The organism is Myxococcales bacterium, assembly GCA_012517325.1.
Lineage (GTDB): Bacteria > Lernaellota > Lernaellaia > Lernaellales > Lernaellaceae > JAAYVF01.
In genome coordinates this window covers 12,427-36,361 of sequence record JAAYVF010000052.1, presented here as the reverse complement: position 1 = coordinate 36,361, position 23,935 = coordinate 12,427, and the positions used below count along the sequence as shown (strand labels likewise).

Here is a 23,935-nt window from a genome sequence, read left to right as displayed (position 1 = left end):
TAGACCTCGGTGCTCTGCACGCGCGGCATGAACTGCGGATAATCCTCGTATTTGAGAATCGTGTCGATGATCTTGTTTTTATCGGCGTTGATGAAACCGATCGCCAGGCCGCGGCCGCGGCTCTTCCCGGCGGCGTCGGTCTGCGTCTGACTTTCGAGGATGATCTCCCCTTTTTCCACCCGCGCCAGTTCTGCCGCCGTCAGTTCGCGCATCTGGGTGTTGGGCGCTTGCGCCAAGGCCGGTGCCGCCCACAGCGTGGCGAGCAATAGTACCGTCAACAACAATCCGCCGAGTTGCCGCATGCTACGCATCCTTTCCTGTCGAGTGAATGATCGCCTGGATTATAGGCAAATCGGCCGGATCGTGGCAAACGGCGACCGAAACATCTGGAAATATCCGCTCCGCCGCCCATCTCCAAGATGCGCCTGACTGCCGACGAAGGCGAAACCAAGGCCCAACTCCAGTAAAAACTTCTGCAAATGAGCCACCAATCCCCGATGCAACTCCCTTTCGGCGGCGTCCTCGCCGATGCCGAAAAAATCGAAAACGTAAGGATCCTTCAACGTATTGTTCGCCAAATCCGATTGCGGCGGCGGCAACGTGCGCTTGAAATTCGACGTGGCCCGGCCCTGGCGATGGAAAAGATCCGTTTCGATCTGCAAGACAGAAAAAACAGCCTGAAATCAGGCGGTGGGCGAGTCTGCCGGAGGGCGTCGGGCCGGCTTTCGATTTGTTTCGCGGTTCAATTTCGGCACATATTGAATGATAGACATTCGCTCGCGCGAACTCAAGCAGCGGTGCCCGTTTCAATCATTATTCGGGGCGAAGCAATTTCAATCGTTCGGCCGGATGCGGGTTCCGTAAGGGGTGTCGCTGACCGTGAAACCGCGTTTTTGCAACTCGTCGCGGATGGCGTCGGCTTCCTGATAATTGCCGGCGGCGCGCGCCGCCTCGCGTTTGCCGAGCAGTTCCTCGATCTCGCGGTCGAGCTGGTCTTCGGCGAAGTCGAGCACACCGAGAATCGCGTCCATCCGGTACAGGGTGGCCAGAATGTCGCGGGCGTCCTCGCGCGAGAACGGCTGGTCGCCGACCGCGGCGTTGAGCTTGCGGATGAATTCGAAGATCGCCGCCAGCGCCGCCGAGATATTGAGGTCGTTGTCCATCGCCTCGAAAAATTCGCGATCCGCCTGCCGGGCCAGCGCCAGTAGTTCCGGATGTCGTTTCGTGCCGCGCACGTGCCGGATGCGGCGGGTCAGCAGGTCGAGCCGCGCCAGCGCGGCGCGCGCCTGCGCCAAGCTTTCCTCGGTATAGTGCAGCGGCGAACGGTAATGGGTCGCCAGCATCCAGAAACGCAGCAGGCGCGGTTCGAAACCCGCCGCGATCAGTTCGCGCACGGTTTTCGAGTTGGCCGAAAAGGCGCTCATCTTTTTGCCGCCGGAGTAGACCAACTCGCTGTGCACCCAGGTATGGGCGGGCGGTTCGCCGGTCAGGGCCGAAACCAGGGCGATCTCGTTTTCGTGATGCGGAAAAGCCAGGTCCTTCGACGACAGATGCAGATCGAACCTCGGCCCGAGATAATGGGTGCTCATCGCGGCGCATTGCACGTGCCAGCCGGGCCGCACTTGGCCCCACTCGGATTTCACGCCGATGCCGCGCCGTAGTTCGGCCAGGTCACACCGCTTGAAAACCACGAAATCGCGCGGATCGTCCTTTTCGTAGTCGTCGAGATCGACCGTGGAGCCGACACGGATTTTCTCGGGATTCACGCCCGACAGGCGGCCGTAGTTTTTCGCCTTGCTGACGTCGAAGTAGACGTTGCGCAGCATTTCGTAACAGTAACCGCCCGCCATCAGCCGGCGCGTCAGGTCGAGCATCGGTTCGATGTGTTCGCTGGTGCGCGGGGTGTGGTCGGCGGGCAGGCAGCCCAAGGCTTCCATGTCCTCGAAAAACGCGGCCTCGAACCGGCGCGTGTAGGCGGCCAGGTCCTCGCCGGCTTCGGCGCTGGCCGCGAGCGTCCGGTCGTCGAGGTCGGTGATGTTCATCACGTGAACGACGCGGTAGCCGTTCGCCAGCAGCACGCGCTTGGCCAGATCGTTGACCAGAATGCGGCGGGCTAGGCCCAGGTGCATGCGCGCGTCGACCGTCGGGCCGTCGGTGTACATCTTGGCGACGCCGGGTTCCAGCGAGTGAAAAGTCGCCTTCCGTTTGGTCAGAACATTGCGGAACTTCAGGCTCACCTTACGCCTCCGGCAGCGTAAATAGCGACGTGGACAAATACCGTTCGCCGCCGTCCGGCAGCAAAACGACGATCAGCCCGGATTCGATTTCCTTGGCGATCTCCACGGCCAGCCACAGCGCGGCGCCGCTGCTCATGCCGCACAATAAACCCTCGCTGCGCGCCAGGCTACGGGTCATGGCAAAGGCGTCCTCGTCCTGGACGATCCGCTTTTCGTCGATGGTTTTCTTGTTCCAAATCCCCGGAACGTACGCTTCCTTCAGGCTCTTGAGGCCCTGGATTTTATGACCGATCCGCGGTTCGGCGGCGATCGCCCGCACTTGCGGATTTTGTTCCTTGAGGTAGCGCGTCGTGCCCATCAGGGTGCCGGTGGTGCCGATGCTGGCGACGAAATGCGTCACCCGGCCGTCGGTCTGGCGCCAGATTTCCGGGCCGGTGCCGCGATAATGGGCCAGCGGATTGGCCTCGTTGTTGTATTGGTCCAGCAGCATGTAGCGGGCGCCGCCGTCCTCGCGCGCCATCTCGTAAACCTTTTCGATAGCCCCGTCGGTGCCTTGCTCGGCGGGCGTCAGGAGGAACTCGGCGCCGTACGCGGCGAGAATCTTGCGGCGTTCAAGGCTGACGCCCGCGCTCATCGCCAGCAAGCAGCGATAACCCTTGAGCGCCGCGACCATCGCCATGCCGATGCCGGTGTTGCCGCTGGTCGCCTCCAGCACGGTCATGCCGGGCTTCAGCAACCCTTTTTGTTCCGCGTCCTCGATCATCGAAAGCGCGATGCGATCCTTGACCGAACCGCCGGGATTGCGGCCTTCCAGCTTGGCCAGGATCGTCACGCGCGGATTCGGGTTGAGCCGGCGGATCTCCACGACCGGCGTATTGCCGATACAATCCAGAATGCCGGAAAACGCTTGGGACAAAATGCCCTCCTCGTGCAATGCAATCGGTACGTTTGATTAGCAGGCTTTACCGGCGGATGCAAATCGGGCGCGGACGGCGCCGACGTTCAAACCCTCGCCGGTTAATTGCCGTCGGGCAAGGCCTCAGTCGTTTTCCTTCAACCAGGACAGGATCGTGGGGAAGATGTCGCGGGGCGCGTCGTTCCCGATCGACAGGTCGCCGTGGCCGTAATCGACGGTGTCGCCGTTGGCCTTGGCGAACAGGTGGTAGCGTTTCCGGGCGCTGCCGACCCGATCGACGACCCGGTCGATCGCCGGCGGCGGGCAGAAATAGTCGAGCGAACCGGCGATGCAATAGATCGGCGTGGTGATTTCCGCCAGCCGGCTTTCCCAACTGGGCTGGTGGTGCGAGCCGAAATCGCCGTCCTCGACCCATTGGCCGAACTGCAAGAGCAGGGGCTTGGGCATTTCGTCGATGACGTTGGCCGAGCCGAGCGCCAGGGTCGGGCCGGTGACGTTGTCCGGATTGAGCATTTCGCGGCCCGCCACCTTGGGCCAGAAGTACACCAACGGCGCCAGGAGGTAACAAAAAACCTTCTGATAAATCACCGGGAACGGCTTGAACAGGAAGCGGTAGCGCAGCAACGGTTTGAAATGCTGCATGTTTTCGAAGAAACACGGCCCGGCGATGGACGTCAGGCTTTTGAGTCGCGCCGCATTTTCGCCCTCGGCCAGCGCATACCCGATCATGCCGCCCATCGAATGGCCGATGTAGTGGACCTGCGTCGCGCCGGTCAGCTCCTGGATCTTCGCGAACACCGCCGGCAGATCGTAATCGACGAATTGATCGAAAACGATGTTCCAGCGGTCGGGATGGCCCAAGCGCGTGTAGGCGCTCGGCCCGCAGCCCCGCAGCGCGGGCAGATAGCAGTCGTAGCCTTCGCGCGCCAGGAATAGCGCGAGAGAGTTCTTGTCCTCTAGGTCCAGGTCGCGCTGGTTGGCGCCCAGACCGTGCTGCAGAACGACCGGCGTTTTTTGCGCCGCCGCGCCGCGCGGCCGATAGCGCCACACGGCGATCTCCTGGCCGTCGGCCGTCTTGGCGAAATGAATTTCATCGGGCCGGCGGTTGTCGGTGAAGCCGTACCGGCCGATCAGGTACAACCCCAGAATCGCCAGAAAAATCAGGCCGAACAGCGTCATCAATCCGGAAAGACCACCCAGCAATAGCGCCAACAGCGACAGTACGACGATCGCCGCGATACAAGCCAACATCATGGGCACCATGGATTTGCCTCGTTTGAATTGCTTACTTCAGCGACGATCAGACAAAAAGCAGCCAACCGTGCGTATCGGGCGCTTTCAGGTTGATCACCTCGAAGTATTTCTCTTGCAGCCGTTTCGTCACCTTGCCGATGCGGCCTTCGCCGATCTGGATCTTGTCGATGCCGGCGATCGGCGTCACCTCGGCGGCGGTGCCGGTAAAGAAGACTTCATCGGCGATGTAGAGCATCTCGCGCGGAATCGGCCCTTCCAGCACCTGATAACCCATTTCGCGGGCCAGCGTAATGATCGTGTCGCGCGTGATGCCCGGCAGCACCGAGTTGCCCAGCGGCGTGGTCGTCAGCGTATCGCCGCGGACGATGAAAATGTTTTCACCGCTGCCCTCGGAAACGTAGCCGTGCACGTCCAGCGCGATGCCTTCCTCGTAGCCGTTGAGCACGGCTTCCATTTTAATCAGTTGGCCGTTGGCGTAGTTGGCGGCGCACTTGGCCAGCGCCGGAATGGTGTTGGGGGCGATGCGGTTCCAGCTCGAGACGTGCACGTGGACGCCCTTTTCCAAGGCTTCCTCGCCCAGGTACTTGCCCCACACCCAACAGCAGATCGCCACTTCGATGCTGTTGTTGAGCGGGTTGACGCCGAAGGGGCCGAGGCCGCGGTAGATGATCGGCCGGATATAGCATTCCTGGAACTTGTTGATGCGGATCGTTTCCAGAATGGCTTGGTTCATCTCGTCTTTCGTCATCTTCGGGGTCATGCGGTACATTTTCGCCGAGTTGAAAAGCCGCTCGGTGTGCTCCTTGAGTCGGAAGATGGCCGGCCCCTTCGGGGTCTTGTAGCAGCGGATCCCCTCGAAGACGCTGGATCCGTAGTGCAACGCATGCGTCATGACGTGGACGGTCGCGTCTTTCCAATCCACCATTTTGCCGTTGAAGAAGACTTTGGTGTCGCCGGGTACGTCTTGGAACGTGGTCATAATCTTCCTCCGCCCATCAGTTCTTGGTCGGTGTCGAGTGGGGACGTTGTTGGTCCGGCTGCCCGTTCTGGCAGTCTTGTACTTCCTGTTTGAGGTGACCTTCAGTGCAACCGGGAACGCAATCCTGCTCGCAGGATGCGGACGTTTCGTAATTGCAGCCTTGCGCCGTGACGTCCTCGCACGCGTCCCGGCATAATTGATTGCAACCGGAATCCGGCGCCGGCGCGGCATAAACTTGCCCGGACGAGCCCAGGCCGGTCGCCTGGATCGGAGTCGAAACCGGAGCGCTGTCGGGCGCGTGGGAACAGGCAAAAATGAAAGTCGAGAGCCACCAAGCGAGCAGCAATCGACCTATTCGATAAGCCATGCGAGAATCACCCATCTATTTTCAAAGCGTAAGGGATATTTACATTAGCTCCCGGGGTTGTCAAACCTGGGAAGGCGGAAAATCACGGCAATAATACCGTGGGCGGCGGCAGGATCGGAAAACGACCGAATCGCCTTTTCTTGAGTGATTCTCCCCAAAATGCCGCGCCCGGCGAACCCGGCGGATCGATCGACCGTCGTCGATGCGCTATCCATCGTAACCCCCCGACCCGAAAGAAAGTCCCCGGATCGGCCGGCCCCCTGAATTATTTATAAATAACTGGAAATTCCCTTCTTCGGCCCGGAAAATTCCTCCGGCGGCTAGGCTGCCGGCGCACCGCCTGCTACAATCCGCGCGTGAAATCCCTCTATGCCATCGCATCCTTGTTCGCCGGGCCGGGCATCGGCACGACCGCCTACCGCGCCGCGGCGGGCCTGTGGCGGGCCGGGCTGCTGGATCGCCTGGTCGCGCTGGGCCACCGGCCGACCGAGGTGGCCGAGGAGCAGATCGTCGACGTCCGTTTTCCGCCGCGCGGCGCCCTGCGCTTCCTGAGCGACAAGCCCTTCTATTGGCTGAAGAACCGGCGCTTCGATCAGGTCTGCCGGCGCGCCGCGGCCGGCGATTTCGCGGTCGTCCACCTGTGGAACAGCCAGGCGACCGGCACGGCGCGGCTGGCCAAGGGGCGTGGCCAGCGGCTGGCGATCGACCGGGCCAGCACGCACATCCGCACCCAAACCGACCTGCTGGTCGCGGCGTACGAACGCTTCGGCATCCGCTACGCGCCGACCTACCGCGAAACCATCGCCCGCTGCGTCGAGGAATACGCGCTCGCCGACGTCATCCTGACGCCGAGCCCGCGCAGTTATCGCAGCTTCCTCGAACAGGGCGTGGCCGAGGAAAAGCTCGTACGCTGCCCGTTCGGCGCCGACCTGGAACGCTTTACCCCGCGCGACCGGCCGCCGGAAAAATTCCGCGCGCTGTTCGTCGGCCAACTCGGCGTCCGCAAAGGCATCGTCACCCTGCTCGAGGCCTGGGACCGCGCGGCGACGGGCGGCGAATTGTGGCTGGTCGGCGGCAAGGAGGAAGCGATTCATCGCCGGCTCGATCCCTGGCGCGACCGCCCGGACATCCGCTGGCTGGGCTTCCGGTCGGACGTGCCGGAACTGTTGCGGCAGGCTTCGGTGTTCGTGTTTCCGAGCATCGAGGAAGGCAGCGCCCTGGTGACCTACGAGGCGATGGCCTGCGGGCTGCCGCTGATCGTCACCCCGGAATCCGGCGCGGTGGCGCGCGACGGCCGGGAGGCGATCGAAATCAAGCCGCACGAGGTCGACGCCCTGGCCGCGGCGCTCGCGAAACTGGCCGCGGATCCCGCCCTGGTCGAACAACTCGGCCGCGCGGCGCGACGGCGCGTCGAACAGTTTCCGTGGTCCGCTTACGGCGACCGCGTGGCGCTGGTCCACCGCTTGCTGGCCGACGGCCGCACCGGAGCGGAAATCCGTCAAGCCTTGGCTACGGGCTGGCCGCAGATCGAATGAAGGGTCAGCCGTCGGTAACCGACACGAAAGGAATGGCTTGATTCGGAATCAGCGAAGCGGATCGGCAGCCGCGGCCGCCGACATGGCCCTCGTTGCCTTCATCCTCTTCGAAGGCAGCATTTCCCCAGCCAAAAGCGAAAGATAGTTGGCACGACCGAACAGTGGTTCATGCCCCCAGTTTTCAGCCGTCCGTAGAAACACCCTTCCGGGTGCAAAACCGGATCGCGGCGGTTAGGCCGCTCGTCGAACCTTGATCGAAGTCACGGCCGGACGGAGACGATGCGGACCGATTGCTTCATCGCGTCGCGGATTTTCGCGACGGCGTTCTTGCCGTAGAAGCAGGAATCGGCCTGGTAGCCGCCCTCGTCGTATTCCGCCGGCGTGACGAAATAGCCCTGGTAGCCGTTGGCCGGGCCGACGGTCAGGCATTGGACATCGCCGCCGCAGAGCGCTTCGAGTTCCTGCCCGGTCGCCGTGGTCGGCTCGCCCGGGACGGCCAGCAGCATCAGCGGGCCGATGCGCAACGCCTGGAACGGCTGATCGGGGCGCAGGTAAAGAACCCGGGCGAAACCGGGGTTCATCGGCATGCCGCCGAACGGGCGCAGGATCACCTTGCCCAGCGCCCGGCGGGTCGTGTGGCCGGCGACGAACCGCGCGGTCATCGGCTGGGCGGCCGGCAACCGCGCCTCGACGGCCGCGGCCATTTTGTCGCCGTATTCCCTCATGTCGCGGATTTCCTGCTCCGGATTGCTCCAGTCGGGCAGCGGCGCGGCGTCGCCCTCGGCGCCGTTGACAAACATCGCCACCGCGCCCGCGCCAAGCTTCGCCTCCAGCCGGGCGGTCATGACGCCGGGCCAATCGGCCGAAATTTTCATGTTTTCGGGCGAAAGAATGGTTGGGTGGGCCGAATAACGCACGAAGACGCCGAAGGTGTTACCCTGCGGGTCGTCGGCCCGCAGAATCGTGAGCCGGCGGTCGGTCGGATATTTTTCAGGATTCGGTTTGATCGCCGAGGCGGGGTCGAAACCTCCGACGCCGACGTCGAACGCCGGATCGCGGCGGCTGCGGTTCATTCCGGGCAATTCCGACACGTCGTAACGCAGCACGGCTTCGCGCCGCGCGGCGAAAGCCTGCTCCACCGCCCGCACGGTGCCGTCGACCACCTGCGCGAAAATTTGCGGATCGTACGCGCCCATGATCGCCGTGGCGATCCACCGCCGGTCGTAAGCGGAAGGCGCGTCGTGCGTGTGGGTGCCGGCGAGCAACAGGTTGTGCTCGGTGACGCCCAGGCCGCGCAGCCGTTCGACCACGGTGTCGAACACCTCCTCGTTGACGAAACACAGATCGAGGCTGACCAGCGCCACCAGACGGCCGGCCGGATCCTCGATCACCATCGCCCGGGCGTAGATCGGATCGAGCACGCCGGTTGCCGGACGTCGTGACCGCGCGCCATAGCCGTTGAGGGTGATCGGGCTTTTCGCCGGATCGGGCGTGAGATCTACCTTGGCCAGGCCGATTTTAAAGGGCGGCGCTTCGGGTGCGGCGCCCGCCGGGGGCGCGGCCGGGGCCGCCAGGAAAAGCAGCAACACGACGAGCGGAACGATCTTTTTCATGGTTCGGCTCCTTGCCGGCGGCGGGCCGTCCGTTTGGCGCTTCGCGACCCGCCGGCCATTTCCATTAAATAAAACCGCCGGCGGTTTCGGGCAACCGCCGGCGGCCTTGCGATCAACTCATTTCGCCGATCGGCCTAGATATCCAGGCCCAGTTCGTCGACCACCTCGAGCACGATCTTCAGCTTTTCGATGATAACCTTCAGCAGTTCGCGGAAGGCGAACTTGTTGGTTTCCCAGAACGGCCCGCTGATATCGAAAGTGCCGTCCTCGGACCAGGCGATGGCCAGGTCGATCAGGAAATCGAAATCGCCGAGGTTGAGGGATTCGAGCACGCCGGTGAACAGTTCGATGGGCACCGGGGTGCGTTCGAGCAGGTTGGCCTCGAGGGCGTAGCACAGGTCGCGGATCGCCTCGGCCTGGGGGCGATTGATTTCGATCTGCTTGTCGGCGATTTCCAGCCCGCGAATCTGCATCACCTCGTCGGGATCCCAGATGTTGTTGCCGTTGTCGTCCTCGTAGCGCAACGCCTTGCCCGGCTGACGGTCGGTGTCGGTGAACATGAAGTCGAACATGCGGGCGACCTCGCCGAACATCTTGCCCAGCTCCTTGCCCATATCCTCGACCTGGTCGTAGGCCCAATCCTCGTCGTAGATGGCGAAGCCCTGCGGGTAGATCGGGTCGTACAGCAGGATTTCGAGCGAGATGATCAGGGCGTTGAGGATTTCCTCGAGGCCCTGCGGGTTGCTGTAGTTGAAGTTGAGGTCGAAGTTCGGGAAGTTCATTTCGAGCTGCACGGACGTGGCGCCCAACAGCAGCGCGTTGAACGCGTGGCCCAACATGCGCGACAGGTGCATGTAGCCGGTGTTGTAACGGCCCGCCCAGTCGATCGTCACCGGCGGATCGACGAGCGTCCAGTTGAAATCCTTGAGGTAGTACTGGAAGTCGTTCGGGTTATCGAGCAGGAACTGCGAATACTCCTCGATTTGCGGCGCCACATGGATGCCGATTTCGCGGAAAAGAATTTGCAGGCCGACCGTGGTGTGCTCGAAGCAGGTGCGGTCGTAGCCGTTGCAGGAACCCAGGTTCGACAGGTAGCACTTGCTGTGCCGCTCGACGTAGGCGTGCGGGCAGTGCGAAATGCATTCTTCGACGGTGAAGGTCACCGGCGGCTGGATGTTGCCGCACAGATCGAGGTTTTCGCACAGCAGCTTGCAGTTTTCGGGGGTTGTCGGGACGATCCATTCGAGCGCCCGGTGGCGGATCTTGTAGCAGGTGCTGCCGTCGCTGAGCATGTCGAACATGTACGGTTGCAGACCGAAGGGGCAGTCCTGGACGCACGATTCGGCCGAGGTCCAGGCCTCGTCGTACAGGTCGCATTCCTCGAGCCGCTGACAAGCGATTTCGCATTCCGCGGTGGTCGGCTCGTACATGTACACGCCGGAAAGCAGGTCGATGATGCCGTCGATGTTGGCGAAGACGCGTTTGTCGAGCGCCAGCACGATGCCGTAGTGCGCCTGGTAGTTGTCGGGGTCGATTTTCAGGGCTTTGACGAAGTAGTTGTAGGCTTCCGAGCCCCTGCCTTCTTCGAGCAGATCGTGACCGACGCGGAGCAGGCGGTTCAAATCCCACACGGGCGCCGGTTCGCCCATGCAGGCCACGACGAACTGCAAGGCGATCAGGAGCGCGAAAAGCTGCGTCAAACGGCGGAGTGGGCGGCTCATTTCACCACCTCCTTCTTCTTCGGCAAGCGGTATTTTTCGGGGGGTGCGATCGGAATCAGGAAGCCGACGCCCATCTGATACACATCGCGGAAGACCAGCGAGTTGCGACCGTCGGTGCGGTACTCGAACCGGAACTGGGCGATGCCCGGGATGTACAGCGGCGTCAGCGGCAGCGAGGCGGCGGCGACGATCTTGCCGTCGTCGCCGGTGCCGACCAGGCCGATTTCATCGATGACCTTTTTAAAGCCGGGGCTGTTGGTTTCGTATTTGCCGTTGAAGCCCCAACCGTGACGGTAGGTCAGCGAGATCGGCCCGATGCCGAAACCGCCGCTCACCGCGACCCAGGGCGGCGGCGTGTAGTAGTAGTAAGGATCGATGTCGGACAGATCGGGGAAGAAGTCCAACTCGACGCCCTGGGATTTCATGTAATCCCACACGTCGCGGTTGGGTTTCAGGAATTTCGGGCTCTTGCGCTTGGTCTGGAAATAAATCGCGCCCTCGGCGCCGAGGCTGAAGGTGACGATATTGGCCGGAGCGGGCGGACGGAAGTCCCACGCTTCGCTCAGGTTCAAGCCCCAGGCCGCGTTGCCGACGTCCAGATCGGGGCCCAGGGCGAAGATGATCGCCTTGTCCGGCTCGGCGCGGTGCGCCGTCGGCAGGTAGAGGCGTTGGGTCGTGGCCGTCGAGAAGTACTTGCTGCGGTACCAGTTCCAGGTGACGAAGAGGTCGGTGTCGCCCCAGTCGAGCGGCTCGGATTTGTAATAGTGCTTGGGCCGCGGGCGGCCGAGTTGTTCGAGCAGGCGGTAGAACTCGGCGCGCGTCGCCACGCCGAGGCGTTCGCAGGAACCCGGCGTGAAGATCGGGTCCATCTTGATTTCGATGTCGGCGAGCATCGTGGTGCTGCCGATCATCAATGTGTCGGTGATGCCGTACATGAACCCGGCGAAATAACCCTTGGTCGAACCGTGAACGTTGAAATCCAACGAGAAGAAATTGCCGCCGATGTGGAACGGGTCGGGGATGTCGAAGACCGGAATGATGTCGATCAGCTTGCGCCGGTTGTCGTAGCGCTGCGCGGCGCGCATCGTCCCGTAACCGAACAGCATGACGCCGAAACCTTCCGGAATGGTCGAGGACGAACCCCACAAATCCAGCTCGGTCATCGCCATGTGTTCCGCGTGCTTGATCCACCGCCCGTACTCGCCGAGAAACGCCGGCGATTCCGCTTCGTCCGTGACGGTCGGCTGGTCGGCCGGCTGAGCGGTTTCACCCTCGGCTTGCGACTCCGTGGGCGCGCCGACGTCCGGCAGGCCGCCGGCCTCCTGGGCGAACACCGCCCCCGGAAGCAGCCAGCAACACGTCAGGAGTCCGAGGAAAAGAAAAAACCGAATCGTCGTTTCGCCTTTTCCGCCAACGATTACACGCATCTGGTTGGTGATCATCAGTACTCCGCACCGGCGTTCTGAATGGGTATTCAATCAATCGGGGTAGTAGACCATTGTTGAAAATGTCGGTCAAGGGGCTTTGCCGTCTTTTCCGCGCCGGCGTGGCGGTTGCGGCCGCCGCTTGCCTTGACCGCCCGAAACGGCATGTATAGGATTCGCCCCCGCAGGGAGACGCCATGCCGGAAACGACCGAACTGATCTTGAAGGACCTCAACCCCGCCCAGCGCGAGGCCGTCACGGCCCCCGACGGGCCGCTGCTCGTCTTCGCCGGGGCGGGTTCCGGCAAAACGCGCGTCCTGACCCGCCGCATCGCCTACCTGCTGGTCGAACGCGGCTTGCATCCCAGCGAGGTCTTCGCGGTCACCTTCACCAACAAGGCCGCCCAGGTCATGCAGGACCGCGTCGAGCAACTGATCGGGCGGCACGCCCGCGGCATGTGGATTCACACCTTCCACGGCGCCTGCGTGCGCCTCCTGCGCAGCCACGCCGAACGCGTCGGCCGCAAACCCGGCTTTTCCATTTACGACGAGGCCGACCAGCAACAGGTGGTCAAGGAATTGATGCCGATCTGCGACCTCGACCCGCAGGACACCCCGCCCCGGCAGATCACCCATTGGTTCGATCTGGCTAAGAACGAAGGGGCGGACCCGAGCGAACGCGGCGACCTGGCGCCGCCGCCGATCCGGCACAAATTCCAGCACCTGGCCGAGCTGTACCGGCGACGCCTGCGGGAAGCCAACGCCTTCGACTTCGGCGACCTGATCGTCGAGACGGTCCGCCTGTTGCGCGACAACCCGGAGATCGCCGCCGCCTATCGCCGCCGCTTCCGCCACTTGCTCGTCGACGAGTTCCAGGACACCAACCGCGCCCAGTACCAGTTACTCGCCGAACTGCTCGACGATCACCGCTGCCTGACCGTGGTCGGCGACGACGACCAGTCGATCTATCGCTGGCGCGGCGCCCGGCTGGCGAACATCCTCGAGTTCGAGCGCGTCTTCCCCGACGCCAAGGTGGTCATCCTGGGGACGAACTACCGCAGCACGTCGTTGATTCTGCGGGCAGCCAACGCGGTGATCGCCCGCAACGTCGGCCGCAAGCCGAAGGAAATGAACACGCCCAACCCGCTCGGCGCGCCGCTCGTGCGCTGCCTGGCCGACGACGAGTACGAGGAAGCCCGCTTCGTCGGGCGCACGATCGACGAACTGCGCCTGCGCCACGGACTGCGGCCCGCCGAAATCGCCGTGTTCTACCGCGTCAACGCGCAAAGTCGGATTCTCGAGGAAAAGCTGCTCGAGCGCGGCATCCCTTACACCGTGGTCGGAGGCACGCGGTTTTACGACCGCAAGGAAATCAAGGACGCGATCGCCTACCTGCGCCTGCAGGTCAATCCGGCCGACGCGCTGGCGTTCGCGCGCGCGATCAACGTGCCGGCGCGCGGCATCGGCGAGAAGACCCAGGCCCGCCTCCTTCAATATGCGACCGAAAAGAGCCTGAGCCCGATCGCCGCCTGTGCCGCGGCCGCCGAAGGCGACGCCGAGGGTTTCGGGCCCAAGCTCCGGCAGGAATTGGGCCGGTTCGCGCGGTTGTTTCGCCAACCGGGCGCCGACCTGTTCGGCAACCGGCCCTCGCAAATCGCCGGCCGGCTGCTGCGCGATTCGGGTTACCTGGACCTGCTCGAAAAAAGCCAGAAAATCGAGGATCGCTCGCGGCTGGAAAACCTGCAGGAATTGCTGAAATCCATCGAGGAATTCGAGAAGGACATTGGCGAGGAAGCGACGCTGGCCGACTTCCTGGAAAAGGTCAGCCTGCTTTCCGACCCCGACATGTACGACGAGCGGGTGGACGCGGTGAGCCTGATGACCCTCCATGCCGCCAAGGGATTGGAGTTCCCCGCCGTGTTCATGATCGGCCTGGAAGACGGTCTGCTGCCGCACAGCCGCAGCCGGGACGATCCGGCCGAGATCGAGGAAGAGCGGCGGCTGGCTTACGTCGGCGTTACCCGGGCGCGCCAATACCTTTACTGGACGGCCGCGGCCGTGCGCCGGTCCTACGGCGGCATACCGACGCCGACCCGCCTGTCGCCCTTCTGGCACGACCCGCCGCCCGACGCGGTGACCGATGTCGGTCCCACCCGCGCACCTTCCTGGGGCAGCGATTTCATCCGCCGCGCGGCGCCCGCCCCCGCGCCGGCGGCGGTCGAAAGCGGCGAGCCGGTCTACGATTATGCCGACAGCCAGGATCCCGACGACCTGCAAAGCCGGCTGGTTCCCGGCTGCCGCATCCGGCACCCACAATTCGGCGCGGGCACCCTGTTGACGATCACCGGCAGCGGCGCCATGTCCCGGGCGACCGTCGCCTTCGACCGCTACGGGACCAAAACCCTGATTCTCAAATACGCCAACCTGACCTGGCTCGGCGCGGCCCGCTGATCGCCGCCGCGCAAACCCGCGCGGCCTATTTTCGCCAACTTCTTGAAAAGACCCCGGCACCGGGTATAACCTGAGCCCATCGCATTCCCCATCGATGTGTCCCGGCGACCGGCAACCGCCGACGCCGCCGCGCGTTCGGTGGGACGCCCAAATCCTTTTTTCCTTGTCCCGGGAGGGTTGAAGATGAAACGCGCAATGGGTGTTTGGCTGCTCGTGCTGCTTGCCCTGACCATGCTTTCGGCCTGCCAGAAGCCGGAACAACCCACCACCGTCGAAAAAGCGATCCCGACCCTGCCGGCCGATTCCGGCCGGTACAAGATTCCCGAGCCGGTGCCGGGCAAGTTCAACGTCGCGTTCGTCTACGTCGGCCCGGTCGGCGACGGCGGCTGGACCTACGCTGAAAACCAGGGCCGGCTGTACCTGGAAAAAGCGCTGCCCGACGTGGCCACGGTCTACATCGAAAGCGTGGCGGAAGGCGCCGAGGCCGAGCAGGTGATCCGTTCGCTGGCCCGCAAGAAGTTCGACCTGATCGTCGCGGGCAGTTTCGGCTTCATGGACGCGACCGAGGCGGTGGCCAAGGAATTTCCGCAGGTCAAGTTCCTGCACATTTCGGGCTTCAAGAAAAACGCGACGAACTTCGGCAACCTGTTTGGCGCGATGGAAGACATGAAGTACCTGGCGGGCATGATCGCCGGGGCGCGCGCCCAGGCCGACAAGAATCCGAAGCTCGGCTACATCGCCCCGATGCCGATTCCGGAAGTCATCCGCCTGGTCAACGCGGTGGCGCTGGGCATGAAGACCACCTGCCCCGCCTGCACCCTGGAAATCCGCTGGGTCAATTCGTGGTTCGATCCGGTCAAGGAAAAGGAAGCCGCCGATTCGCTGCTGGCCGCCGGCGTGCAAGTGGTGATGACCGGCAACGACACCTCGGGCCCCGTGGTCGCGGCGGGCAAGGCGGGCAAATGGGCCGTCGGCTACAATTCCGACAACGCCTGCAACGCCGATCTCGAACACTGCCTGACCGTCCCTTACTGGAATTGGGGCACCAGCCTCGTGCGGATCGTCAAGGAGATCAAAGCCGGCACCTGGAAACCGGCCGACGACTACCCCGACCCGGGTGAAAAAAGCCTCTGCCTGCTCGGCTTCATGGAAGGCCAGAAGCCCGCGGCCGGCGTACCGGCCGAGGCGGTCGCCAAGGTGCAGGCCAAGTTGAAGGAAATGCAGGAAGGCAAATTCACCCGTTTCGACATCTTCGCCGGTCCGCTCAAGGACAACAAAGGCAACGTGCTGCTGAAAGCCGGTGAAAAGCTGACGCAGGAGGACCTCGAGGGCCTGAAGGACGTGCCGGGCCGTCCGAACTGCAAGGTCTGCATGAACTGGTTCGTGGCCGGGATCAGCGGCGAAATTCCCCAATAACGGCCGACCGCGGCCCAGGAGCGTCCACCATCGTCGCGCACCCGGCCATCCCCGCCGTCCGGCTGACGGGCATCGTCAAGCGGTTCGGCAAGGTAACCGCCAACGACGGGATCGATCTGACCGTCCAACCCGGCGAAATTCACGCCCTGCTGGGTGAAAACGGCGCCGGCAAATCCACGTTGATGAACATCCTGGCCGGCGTTTACGCCCCTGACGCCGGCACGATCGAGCTGTTCGGCCGGGCCGTCCGCTTTCAGTCGCCGCGCGACGCCATGCGCGCCGGCATCGGCATGGTCCACCAGCATTTCGCCCAGGTGCCGGGCTGCACGGTCGCCCAGAACCTCGCGCTGGCGGCGCGCCAAGGGCCGTTTTTCCTGCGCCGGGCCGCCGTCGAAAAGCAGCTCGCGGATCTCTGCCGCGCCTACGGCTTGCGGCCGGCGCCGCAAGCGGTGGTCGGCGAACTGTCGGTGGGCGAGCGGCAGCAATTGGAGCTGTTGCGCCTGTTGGCCGCCGACGCGCAGGTGCTGATCCTGGATGAACCGACGGCGGTGCTGACCCCCGGCGAAAGCGAACGCCTGTTCGTCATATTAAAAGACCTGGCGGCGCGCGGCCGGGCGATCCTGTTCATCACCCACAAGCTCGACGAAGTGCGGGCGGCGGCGCACCGCCTGACGGTGCTGCGCAAGGGCCGCCTGGTCGCCGCCGGCCTCGCCGCGCCGGATTGCGACTGCTCCCAGATCGCTTCCCTGATGGTCGGCGAAGCGCCGCCGGCCGCCGGCGCCTACACGCCCGGCGAGCCGGGCGAGGTCGTCTTCGCGCTCGACAACGCGACGGTCGAAGGGGCGCGCGGCGGACTGGCGCTGGGCGGCCTGTCGTTTCAAGTCCGGGCGGGAGAAATCTGCGCGATCGCCGGCGTCGCCGGCAACGGCCAGCGGGAACTGGCCGAGGCGGCGCTGGGTTTGCGCCGTTTGGCGAACGGGCGGCGGTTGCTGGGTGGCGAGGACATCACGGCCTGGCCGACGCATCGAATCCGCCGCGCGGGAATCGGTTTCGTGCCCGAGGACCGCATGACGCTGGGCATCTGCGGCGGCCTGTCGCTGGCCGACAACCTCAACCTGCCGGCGTTCGGCGCCGACGCACCGTTTCTGCTGCGGCGCACGGTGTTGCTGGCGCGGGCGCGCGAACTGGCCGCCGCCACGCGCGTCATTTACAAGGATTTGGCGCAGCCGATCCGGTCGCTGTCGGGCGGCAACGTTCAGCGGGCCATTCTGGCGCGGGAAATGGCGGCGGCGCGGCGGCTGTTGATCGTCAGCCAGCCGACGCGCGGCCTGGATATCGCGGCCGCCGCCGAGGTGCGCGCCGCGTTGCTCGCGCTGCGCCGGCGCGGGGTGGCGATCCTGTTGATCTCCTACGACCTGGACGAAATCGCCGAACTGGCTGACCGCGCGCTGGTCCTGAATCGCGGCTGCCTCGCCGCCGAATACCACCGCCCGCTGCCGCCGCACGCGACCATCGGTCTGGCGATGGCCGGAGGCGAACGTGCGTCTTGAGATCCGCCCCCGCGAAAAGTTGACGCGCGCCCAAGACGCGACCTTGAGCGGACTGGCCGTCGGGCTGGCGCTGGTCATCGGCGGCGCGGTGATGGCGGCGGCCGGCCTGCCGCCGCTCGCCGCCTACGCCGCGATGCTCCGGGCCGGGTTTCTCGGCGGCGCCTACGCGCTGTCGGACCTGGCGGTCAAAACCATTCCGCTGATTCTGTGCGGCATCGGCTGCGCCCTCGCCTTCCGCGCCGGCCTGTGGAACGTCGGCGCCGAAGGGCAGTTGCTGCTCGGGGCCTGGGCCGCGACGGGCGTCGCCTCGTTCTGGACGCCGCTCGCGCTGTCGGCCTGGCTCAAACTGCCGCTGATGATGCTGGCCGGTCTCGCGGCGGGCGCGCTCTGGGCGGCCGTTCCCGCCGTGCTCAAAATCCGCTACCGCGTCTCGGAAATCCTCAGCAGCCTGATGCTCGTCTACGTCGCCGCGCAATGGAACAACTACTGGATCTACTCGCCGTGGTCCGATCGCGGCTTTCAACTCACGCCGCTGTTTCCGGAAAACGCCTGGTTGCCGCGCCTGTCGGACTTCGCCGATCGTTTCCCCGCCCTGGCCGGGTTGACCGTGCACCTGGGGCTGTTGCCGGCGCTGCTGGCGGTGATCCTGCTGGCCGCCCTGATGAAGCGCAGCCGCTGGGGCGCCGTGTGGCGGGCGATGGGCGACAACCCGGCGGCGGCGCGGGCCGCGGGGTTGAACCCGCGGTTTCACGTTCTGGTGGTGCTGCTGATTTCCGGCGCGGCCGCCGGTCTGGCCGGCGCGGTGGAAGTGTCGGGCGTGGTGCACCGGCTGCAGGAGCGATTTTCGCCGGGCTTCGGCTTCACGGCGATCACCGTGGCCTGGCTGGCGCGGCTGAATCCGTGGGCGACGGTCGTCGTCGCGGTGCTGTTCGGCGGCCTGCTGGTCGGCGGCAAGGAAATCGGCGGCGCGGGCATCTCGCAACTGCTGCAAGGCGCCCTGCTGCTGGTGGTGATCCTGACCGAATGGTTCCGCCGCTATGAAATTCGGCGGCGCGAGCCGGCGCCGGATCGGCCGGCGGGCGAGGCGGAGCGCTCATGAACGCGGCGGATTTCTTCACGGGCCTCGTCGCCGCCGGTTTGCTGGCGGGCGTGCCGCTTTTCCTGGCGGCCCTGGGCGAAATCTTCGCCGAACGGTCCGGCGTGCTGAACCTGGGCATCGAAGGGATGATGCTGCTGGCGGCCATGACCGGATTTCACGTCGCCCTGGCTACCGGCTCGCCCTGGCTGGGCTTGGGGGCGGGCGGACTCGCCGGGATCGCGCTGGCGGCGATTCACGCGGCGGGCGTGGTTTACTGCGGCGGCGACCCGGTGGTGTCGGGGCTCGCGCTGGGCTTCTTCGGCGGCGGACTGGCCGCGGTACTCGGCATCGACCTGGTCGGCCGTTCCGGGCCGGTGCTGCCGGAATACGCCGTGCTGGGTTTGTCGCGGCTACCGCTGCTCGGGCCGGCGCTCTTCCGCTGGAACATTCTGGTGCCGCTGACGGTTTTGCTCGGCCTGGCGGGCTGGCTGCTGCTGGAGCGTTCGCGCTTCGGCCTGCGGTCGCGCGCGGCGGGCGAAGCGCCGGAAGCGGCGCGGGTGCTGGGGGTATCGGTCACGGGCCAGCGGCTGGCCGGCACGTTGATCGGCGGCGGGTTCGCGGGGCTGGCGGGCGCTTCGCTCAGTCTGGCGGTGACGCCGGGTTGGGTGGACAACATCACCGGCGGCCAGGGCTGGATCGCGATCGGCCTGGTCGTTTTTTCCCGTTTCAAGCCCTGGCGCGCGGCGCTCGGCGCGTTTCTCTTCGGCGCTTTGCGGCGCCTGCTGCTCGACCTGCAGGGCATCCCCTCGCTGCCGCTGTTCAAGAATCCGAACCTCGGCTACTTCCTGGCGATGATCCCTTACCTGCTGACGATCGCGGTGTTGGTGGGCGAGGAATTGTCGCGTCGCAAGCGGCGCCTCGACGGCGCGCCGCCCTGCGCCTAGCGGTTTTGCAGCTTGGCGTAGTTCTCGACCAGATAGACCTGCCGGTTGCCGTGGTTGTCGTCGTCGAAGACGATGCCCAGCCCGATGTACTCGAAGGCCGGATCCAGCACGTTCGCGCGATGGGCCGGCGATTCCATCAGGCTTTGGTGGGCCTGCAGGGCCGATTGATTGACGGCCACGTTTTCACCGATGCGCAGCCAGGGGATGCCCGCCGCGTTGGCGCGATCGGCCGCCATGCCGGTGGTGGGGCTGCGATGCGCGGCGTATTTGAGGCGTTGCATCTCGTCGGCGTGGCTCTGGGCGATTTTTCCCAAAGCCGGCTCCATCTTCAATTCATTCAGACCGGCCGCTTTCCGTTCGCGGTTGATCAACGAGAAAACCAAAATTTTGGCTTTTTCCTCGTTTTCCTCGATCGGCACCTCGATCGGCGCGGATTCGACATCCTTGACGTTGCCGACTTCCACGGGCATCAACGCCACGATTTCCGGCCCCATGGAGCCCTCGCCCGAGATTTCGACGCGGTAGATGCCCGGTCCGTTGTTGAAAAAAATGTGGGTCCGAAAGGATCCGTCGGGATGGATGTCCAGCAGGTTTTCCACTACCGTGCCCTGCGGCGGGCTGACGAAGGCCGTCGGTTTTTTCAGCCCCTCCAGCAGGGTGCCGGAAAGCTCCACCCGGTCGAATTCGGCCGCCTTTTTCGGAAACGGGTCCAGCGCCACCGGCCGCCGCGACAGAATCAGCATGATGTAGTAGCCCGGCGGCCACCAGTTCCAGACGACGCTGATACCGAAATGAGTGTAACGGCCCGTGGCCAATTCGGTGCGCAAGGCGTCGGCCGACTGCGTTTCCCAATCCGACAGGCGAAAGGACATCGCGACCTGGGTGCGGAAGGCGCTGTCGGAAACGCCGTACTTGACCATCTTTTCCTGCACCAGGGTGTTGTTGAATTCCGAAAGCAGGTTGGGACCCCGGTGGCGCAATTCCTCGACCACGCTGCGCGCCACGTAGGTCAGGCCGCCGTCCAGTTCCGGCGCGGCGCGGCCGGCCTGGGCGGACCAGGCCTGGACCGTACCGACCAGTTCGATTTCTTCCTTGCTGAGCGGCAGAATCCGGGTCGAGTTGTTGTAAACGGCGGTTTCCACGAAGGCCGGCAGCGACGAGGATTGGCAACCCGTTTCCAGGCAGATGTTCGCGACCAGAAAAACGAGCAGCAAGCCCGGTAAAAAATACAATAGTGTTTTGGAGGAAAAGCGACGGCGCGGCGCGGAAAATGTATTGTGGCGATTACTCATCCGGTTCCTGCAAGTAGTTTTCCAACCATTCCAGATCCTCGGGCCGCAGCTCGGGAATCGCCTCCTGGCCTTCACCGCGCAGCACCGCCACCACTTGTTCCAGGTCGGCTTTGGCCTCGGCGCGACGGTTCATGCGGCTGTAAAGCTGCGCCCGGTTGAACCGCGCCAGGTGATATTCCGGATCGACCTGCAGGGCCTTTTCGTAACTTTCCAGCGCCGCTTCCGGGCGCGACAGGGTTTCGGCGAGCAGCACCGCGCGATTGTTCCAGATGGACGGATCCTCGTTGTCCAGTTCGATCGCCTTGTCGTATTCGATCAGCGCCTCGTCGCCGCGGCCCAGCATGTCCAGCGCGTGCGCCATCCCGCTGTGCGCCCGCACCAGGTACTCGTCCAGATTAGCGGCCCGGCGAAAAGCCCGCAAGCAGTCGCGGTAACGCCCCATGTCGAGCAGTACGTTGCCCAAATCCTGCCATTTGAGCGGATCCAGTTCGTCCAGCCGCAGCGCTGTCCGGTATTCCTGCTCGGCTTCCTTGAGCAGGCCCAGCCGGTGCAACGCCTCGGCCTTGCCGCAATGCGGATGATCCCATTCGGGATCGATCTGGATCGCCATCTCGAACACGTCGAGGGCTTCCTCGAACCGCCCGAGGCCGAGCAGCGCCATGCCCCGGCCGCTGAGCGCCCAGGCGTATTCCGGCTCGACGGCCAGGGCGCGGTCGAACAATTCGAGCGCGGTCTGGTAGTTTTCGTTGTTGACCAGAATCTGCCCTTTGCCGGTCAGCGCCCACGGATCGTTTTTGTCGCGTTTGAGCGCCCGTTCGTACCAGAGGCGGGCCTCGTCGTCGCGGTACATGAAGAACAGCACATCGCCGATATTCTTGAGCGTAATCGTGCTGTTGGGGCTCAGGCGCTGGCTGGTCATCAGCGCCTCGAACGCTTCCTCGTAGTTGCCCAGGTTCTTGAGCACCACGCCGATGCTGTTCCAGACCTCGGGGCTTTCCGGGTCGATGGCCTTGGCTTCGGCCAACACGCGCTGGGCCTCTTCATACCGGCTTAAAAAATCGAGGATTTCGGCTTTTTCGAGCAGCAAGTCGATCGACGGGCCGAATTGCCGGATTTCCTCTTCCAGCTCTTCCAGGTCCTGCAGGTACAATCGGCGAAGTTCCGGATCCATCTATCGTTCCACCTCGTTCGGGCAATCGTCCTAACCCCAATCATCGGCTCGCGTCAAGGGCAACCTGAACTTTTCGGCAACTCCTTTGCGAATCGCCCATCTCCTGATACAATTTACCCTCAACCATGGGTATCGTAACCGCTCGGGCCGCGACAGACAAAGCCCCGGTCCGACACGGAGGAGCGTAGTGACCCATCCCCCCATGTTCCACCGTCCCGACCAACCCCAACTGGAAAGGATCGCCCGGCAAATCCGCCGGGATATCATCGAAATGATCCATGCCGCGGGGTCCGGTCATCCCGGTGGGAGCCTGTCGGCGGCGGACTTCGTCACCGCCCTTTATTTTTACAAACTTAAGCACGATCCTTCCCGGCCCGATTGGCCGGAACGCGATCGCGTCATCTTTTCCAAGGGCCACGTCGCCCCGGTCCTGTACGCCGCCCTGGCGCGGTGCGGCTATTTCCCCGTCGAGGATCTGGCCACGCTGCGCCGGCTCGGTTCCCACCTGCAAGGCCACCCCTCTATCGAAACCCCCGGGGTGGAAGTCGGCACCGGCAGCCTCGGGCAAGGCCTTTCGGTGGCGGTGGGCATGGCGCTGGCGGCCAAGCTCGACAACCGGTCCAACCTCTTTTACGTCGTCAACGGCGACGGCGAGCTGCAGGAAGGGCAAATCTGGGAAGCATACATGGCGGCGGGCCATTATCGCCTGGACAACGTGATGTCGATCATCGACCGCAACCGCCTGCAGATCGACGGCTGGGTCGAGGACGTGATGGGCATCGAGCCGCTGGTCAACAAGCTGCGGGCCTTTCGCTGGCACGTCGTGGAAATCGACGGCCATGACATGGAAGCGCTGATGCTCGCCCTCGACAATTTTCCGCGCTGCGACGGCAAACCCACGGCCCTGATCGCCCGCACCGTGAAGGGCAAGGGCGTGTCGTTCATGGAAAACCAGGCCGGCTGGCACGGCAAGGCGCCCAACGACGAGGAAACGGCCCGGGCCCTGTTCGAATTGGCCGACCCGGAGGAACACCCATGATCGTCCACGGCGAAAAACCGACCCGCGCCGGGTACGGCGAGGCGCTGCTGGCGCTGGGTGGCAACGACGCGAACATCGTCGTGTTCGACGCGGATCTGGCCAAATCGACCACCACCAACTGGTTCGCCGAACGCTTCCCGAACCGCTTTTTCGACGCCGGCATCGCCGAACAGAACATGCTCGGCATGGCGGCGGGCATCAGCCTGATGGGCAAAATCCCCTTCGTGTCCACCTACGGCGTGTTCGTCGCCGGGCGCGCCTGGGACCAGATCCGCACCACGATCTGCTACTCGCGCCTGAACGTGAAAATCGGCGGCATGCACGGCGGCGTTTCCGTGGGGCCCGACGGGGCGACGCACCAGGCGCTCGAGGACATCGCGTCGATGCGCGTGTTGCCGAACATGACAGTGCTTTCGCCCTGCGATTTCCACGAGGCCTTTCGCGCCACGCTGGCCGCGGCGGATCACGACGGGCCGGTCTATCTGCGCTTCGGGCGCGAAAACGTGCCGATCATCACCGAGCCGGCCGACCCGTTCGAGATCGGCCGGGCGATCGTGCGGCGCGCGGGCCGGGACGTGGCGCTGCTGGCCACGGGCCACCTGGTGTATCACGCTATGCTAGCCGCAGAGGAACTGGCCGCGGCGGGCGTCGAGGCGACGGTGCTCAACGTGCACACCATCAAGCCGCTCGACCGCGAGGCCGTGCTGGACGCGGCGCGTTCCTGCGGCTGCGTGGTGACCTGCGAGGAGCACCAGATCGCCGGCGGCCTGGGCGGCGCGGTGGCCGAACTGCTGGCGGCCGAGGCGCCGACGCCGATGCGGTTTATCGGCATCGCCGACCGTTTCGGCCAGTCGGGGCGGCCCGAGGAACTGTTTGCGGCCTTCGGATTGACCGCCGGTCATATCGCGGCCGCTGCCCGCGAGGCGATGCGGGCCGCGGGAAAATAAAC

19 protein-coding genes and 1 pseudogene are annotated in these 23,935 nt (G+C 64.4%); 8 read left to right on the top strand and 12 right to left on the bottom strand.

Annotation, left to right across the window (positions count from 1 at the left end; all coding sequences use genetic code 11):
* The 7 genes and pseudogenes from GX444_09595 to GX444_09565 all read right to left on the bottom strand — a co-directional run.
* Positions 1-302, bottom strand: a 302-nt coding sequence (locus GX444_09595; GenBank protein ID NLH48842.1) for a hypothetical protein, incomplete at its 3' end; no start/stop codon positions are given.
* Between the two features lie 39 nt (positions 303-341).
* Positions 342-662: a DUF1016 domain-containing protein gene (locus GX444_09590; GenBank protein ID NLH48841.1), complete on the bottom strand. Its 321-nt coding sequence runs from the start codon at positions 660-662 to the stop codon at positions 342-344.
* Positions 663-833: 171 nt separating this feature from the next.
* Positions 834-3,153, bottom strand: a pseudogene (locus GX444_09585) (cysteine--tRNA ligase).
* A gap of 123 nt (positions 3,154-3,276) precedes the next feature.
* Positions 3,277-4,416, bottom strand: a complete 1,140-nt coding sequence (locus GX444_09580) for an alpha/beta hydrolase (GenBank protein ID NLH48840.1) — start codon at positions 4,414-4,416, stop codon at positions 3,277-3,279.
* 37 nt (positions 4,417-4,453) lie between these two features.
* Complete coding sequence (locus GX444_09575; protein NLH48839.1) at positions 4,454-5,386, bottom strand: branched-chain amino acid transaminase; 933 nt, start codon at positions 5,384-5,386, stop codon at positions 4,454-4,456.
* A gap of 16 nt (positions 5,387-5,402) precedes the next feature.
* Positions 5,403-5,753, bottom strand: coding sequence for a hypothetical protein (locus GX444_09570; protein ID NLH48838.1), 351 nt, complete (start codon positions 5,751-5,753; stop codon positions 5,403-5,405).
* 44 nt (positions 5,754-5,797) lie between these two features.
* Entirely contained in the window at positions 5,798-5,968 is a 171-nt protein-coding gene (locus tag GX444_09565) for a hypothetical protein (protein ID NLH48837.1), read from the bottom strand.
* Between the two features lie 141 nt (positions 5,969-6,109).
* On the opposite strand from GX444_09565, the gene GX444_09560 reads away from it, so the two are divergent.
* Positions 6,110-7,288: a glycosyltransferase family 4 protein gene (locus tag GX444_09560; GenBank protein NLH48836.1), complete on the top strand. Its 1,179-nt coding sequence runs from the start codon at positions 6,110-6,112 to the stop codon at positions 7,286-7,288.
* 260 nt (positions 7,289-7,548) lie between these two features.
* Here the strand turns inward: GX444_09560 and GX444_09555 are convergent, their stop codons facing one another.
* The 3 genes from GX444_09555 to GX444_09545 form a co-directional block, all read right to left on the bottom strand.
* Positions 7,549-8,901 (bottom strand): hypothetical protein, encoded by a 1,353-nt coding sequence (locus tag GX444_09555; GenBank protein NLH48835.1) that lies wholly within the window; start codon positions 8,899-8,901, stop codon positions 7,549-7,551.
* A 134-nt stretch (positions 8,902-9,035) separates the two neighbouring features.
* Entirely contained in the window at positions 9,036-10,622 is a 1,587-nt protein-coding gene (locus GX444_09550; protein NLH48834.1) for a tetratricopeptide repeat protein, read from the bottom strand.
* The gene (locus GX444_09545) at positions 10,619-12,064 is read right to left on the bottom strand and encodes a hypothetical protein (protein ID NLH48833.1); all 1,446 of its coding nucleotides are present in this window, start codon (positions 12,062-12,064) and stop codon (positions 10,619-10,621) included. The genes GX444_09550 and GX444_09545 overlap by 4 nt, the downstream gene beginning before the upstream one ends.
* A gap of 179 nt (positions 12,065-12,243) precedes the next feature.
* On the opposite strand from GX444_09545, the gene GX444_09540 reads away from it, so the two are divergent.
* The 5 genes from GX444_09540 (at position 12,244) to GX444_09520 (ending at position 19,484) form a co-directional block, all read left to right on the top strand.
* The gene (locus GX444_09540; protein ID NLH48832.1) at positions 12,244-14,496 is read left to right on the top strand and encodes a UvrD-helicase domain-containing protein; all 2,253 of its coding nucleotides are present in this window, start codon (positions 12,244-12,246) and stop codon (positions 14,494-14,496) included.
* Positions 14,497-14,691: 195 nt separating this feature from the next.
* Complete coding sequence (locus GX444_09535; GenBank protein ID NLH48831.1) at positions 14,692-15,912, top strand: BMP family ABC transporter substrate-binding protein; 1,221 nt, start codon at positions 14,692-14,694, stop codon at positions 15,910-15,912.
* A gap of 182 nt (positions 15,913-16,094) precedes the next feature.
* Positions 16,095-17,462, top strand: coding sequence for an ATP-binding cassette domain-containing protein (locus GX444_09530; protein NLH48830.1), 1,368 nt, complete (start codon positions 16,095-16,097; stop codon positions 17,460-17,462).
* Entirely contained in the window at positions 17,452-18,561 is a 1,110-nt protein-coding gene (locus GX444_09525; protein ID NLH48829.1) for an ABC transporter permease, read from the top strand. Before GX444_09530 ends, GX444_09525 begins: the two co-directional genes overlap by 11 nt.
* Entirely contained in the window at positions 18,558-19,484 is a 927-nt protein-coding gene (locus tag GX444_09520; protein ID NLH48828.1) for an ABC transporter permease, read from the top strand. The genes GX444_09525 and GX444_09520 overlap by 4 nt, the downstream gene beginning before the upstream one ends.
* Here GX444_09520 and GX444_09515 read toward each other — a convergent pair.
* Positions 19,481-20,776, bottom strand: a complete 1,296-nt coding sequence (locus GX444_09515; protein ID NLH48827.1) for a CAP domain-containing protein — start codon at positions 20,774-20,776, stop codon at positions 19,481-19,483. The genes GX444_09520 and GX444_09515 overlap by 4 nt on opposite strands.
* On the bottom strand, positions 20,769-21,947 hold the full coding sequence (locus tag GX444_09510; GenBank protein NLH48826.1) for a tetratricopeptide repeat protein: 1,179 nt from the start codon (positions 21,945-21,947) through the stop codon (positions 20,769-20,771). Before GX444_09510 ends, GX444_09515 begins: the two co-directional genes overlap by 8 nt.
* A gap of 202 nt (positions 21,948-22,149) precedes the next feature.
* On the opposite strand from GX444_09510, the gene GX444_09505 reads away from it, so the two are divergent.
* Together GX444_09505 and GX444_09500 are read left to right on the top strand one after the other, a co-directional pair.
* The gene (locus GX444_09505; GenBank protein ID NLH48825.1) at positions 22,150-22,986 is read left to right on the top strand and encodes a transketolase; all 837 of its coding nucleotides are present in this window, start codon (positions 22,150-22,152) and stop codon (positions 22,984-22,986) included.
* Complete coding sequence (locus GX444_09500; protein ID NLH48824.1) at positions 22,983-23,933, top strand: transketolase family protein; 951 nt, start codon at positions 22,983-22,985, stop codon at positions 23,931-23,933. Before GX444_09505 ends, GX444_09500 begins: the two co-directional genes overlap by 4 nt.
* The last annotated feature ends 2 nt before the right edge of the window (positions 23,934-23,935 follow it).

Excerpts from the sequence above, each read along its gene's own strand:
- GX444_09535 (NLH48831.1), top strand. The coding sequence starts at position 14,692 with ATGGGTGTTTGGCTGCTCGTGCTGCTTGCCCTGACCATGCTTTCGGCC.
- GX444_09520 (NLH48828.1), top strand. The coding sequence starts at position 18,558 with ATGAACGCGGCGGATTTCTTCACGGGCCTCGTCGCCGCCGGTTTGCTG.
- GX444_09570 (NLH48838.1), bottom strand. The coding sequence starts at position 5,753 with ATGGCTTATCGAATAGGTCGATTGCTGCTCGCTTGGTGGCTCTCGACT.
- GX444_09515 (NLH48827.1), bottom strand. The coding sequence starts at position 20,776 with ATGAGTAATCGCCACAATACATTTTCCGCGCCGCGCCGTCGCTTTTCC.
- GX444_09505 (NLH48825.1), top strand. The coding sequence starts at position 22,150 with ATGTTCCACCGTCCCGACCAACCCCAACTGGAAAGGATCGCCCGGCAA.
- GX444_09500 (NLH48824.1), top strand. The coding sequence starts at position 22,983 with ATGATCGTCCACGGCGAAAAACCGACCCGCGCCGGGTACGGCGAGGCG.
- GX444_09545 (NLH48833.1), bottom strand. The coding sequence starts at position 12,064 with ATGATCACCAACCAGATGCGTGTAATCGTTGGCGGAAAAGGCGAAACG.
- GX444_09530 (NLH48830.1), top strand. The coding sequence starts at position 16,095 with ATGAACATCCTGGCCGGCGTTTACGCCCCTGACGCCGGCACGATCGAG.
- GX444_09540 (NLH48832.1), top strand. The coding sequence starts at position 12,244 with ATGCCGGAAACGACCGAACTGATCTTGAAGGACCTCAACCCCGCCCAG.
- GX444_09510 (NLH48826.1), bottom strand. The coding sequence starts at position 21,947 with ATGGATCCGGAACTTCGCCGATTGTACCTGCAGGACCTGGAAGAGCTG.
- GX444_09565 (NLH48837.1), bottom strand. The coding sequence starts at position 5,968 with ATGGATAGCGCATCGACGACGGTCGATCGATCCGCCGGGTTCGCCGGG.
- GX444_09580 (NLH48840.1), bottom strand. The coding sequence starts at position 4,416 with ATGGTGCCCATGATGTTGGCTTGTATCGCGGCGATCGTCGTACTGTCG.
- GX444_09550 (NLH48834.1), bottom strand. The coding sequence starts at position 10,622 with ATGAGCCGCCCACTCCGCCGTTTGACGCAGCTTTTCGCGCTCCTGATC.
- GX444_09575 (NLH48839.1), bottom strand. The coding sequence starts at position 5,386 with ATGACCACGTTCCAAGACGTACCCGGCGACACCAAAGTCTTCTTCAAC.
- GX444_09555 (NLH48835.1), bottom strand. The coding sequence starts at position 8,901 with ATGAAAAAGATCGTTCCGCTCGTCGTGTTGCTGCTTTTCCTGGCGGCC.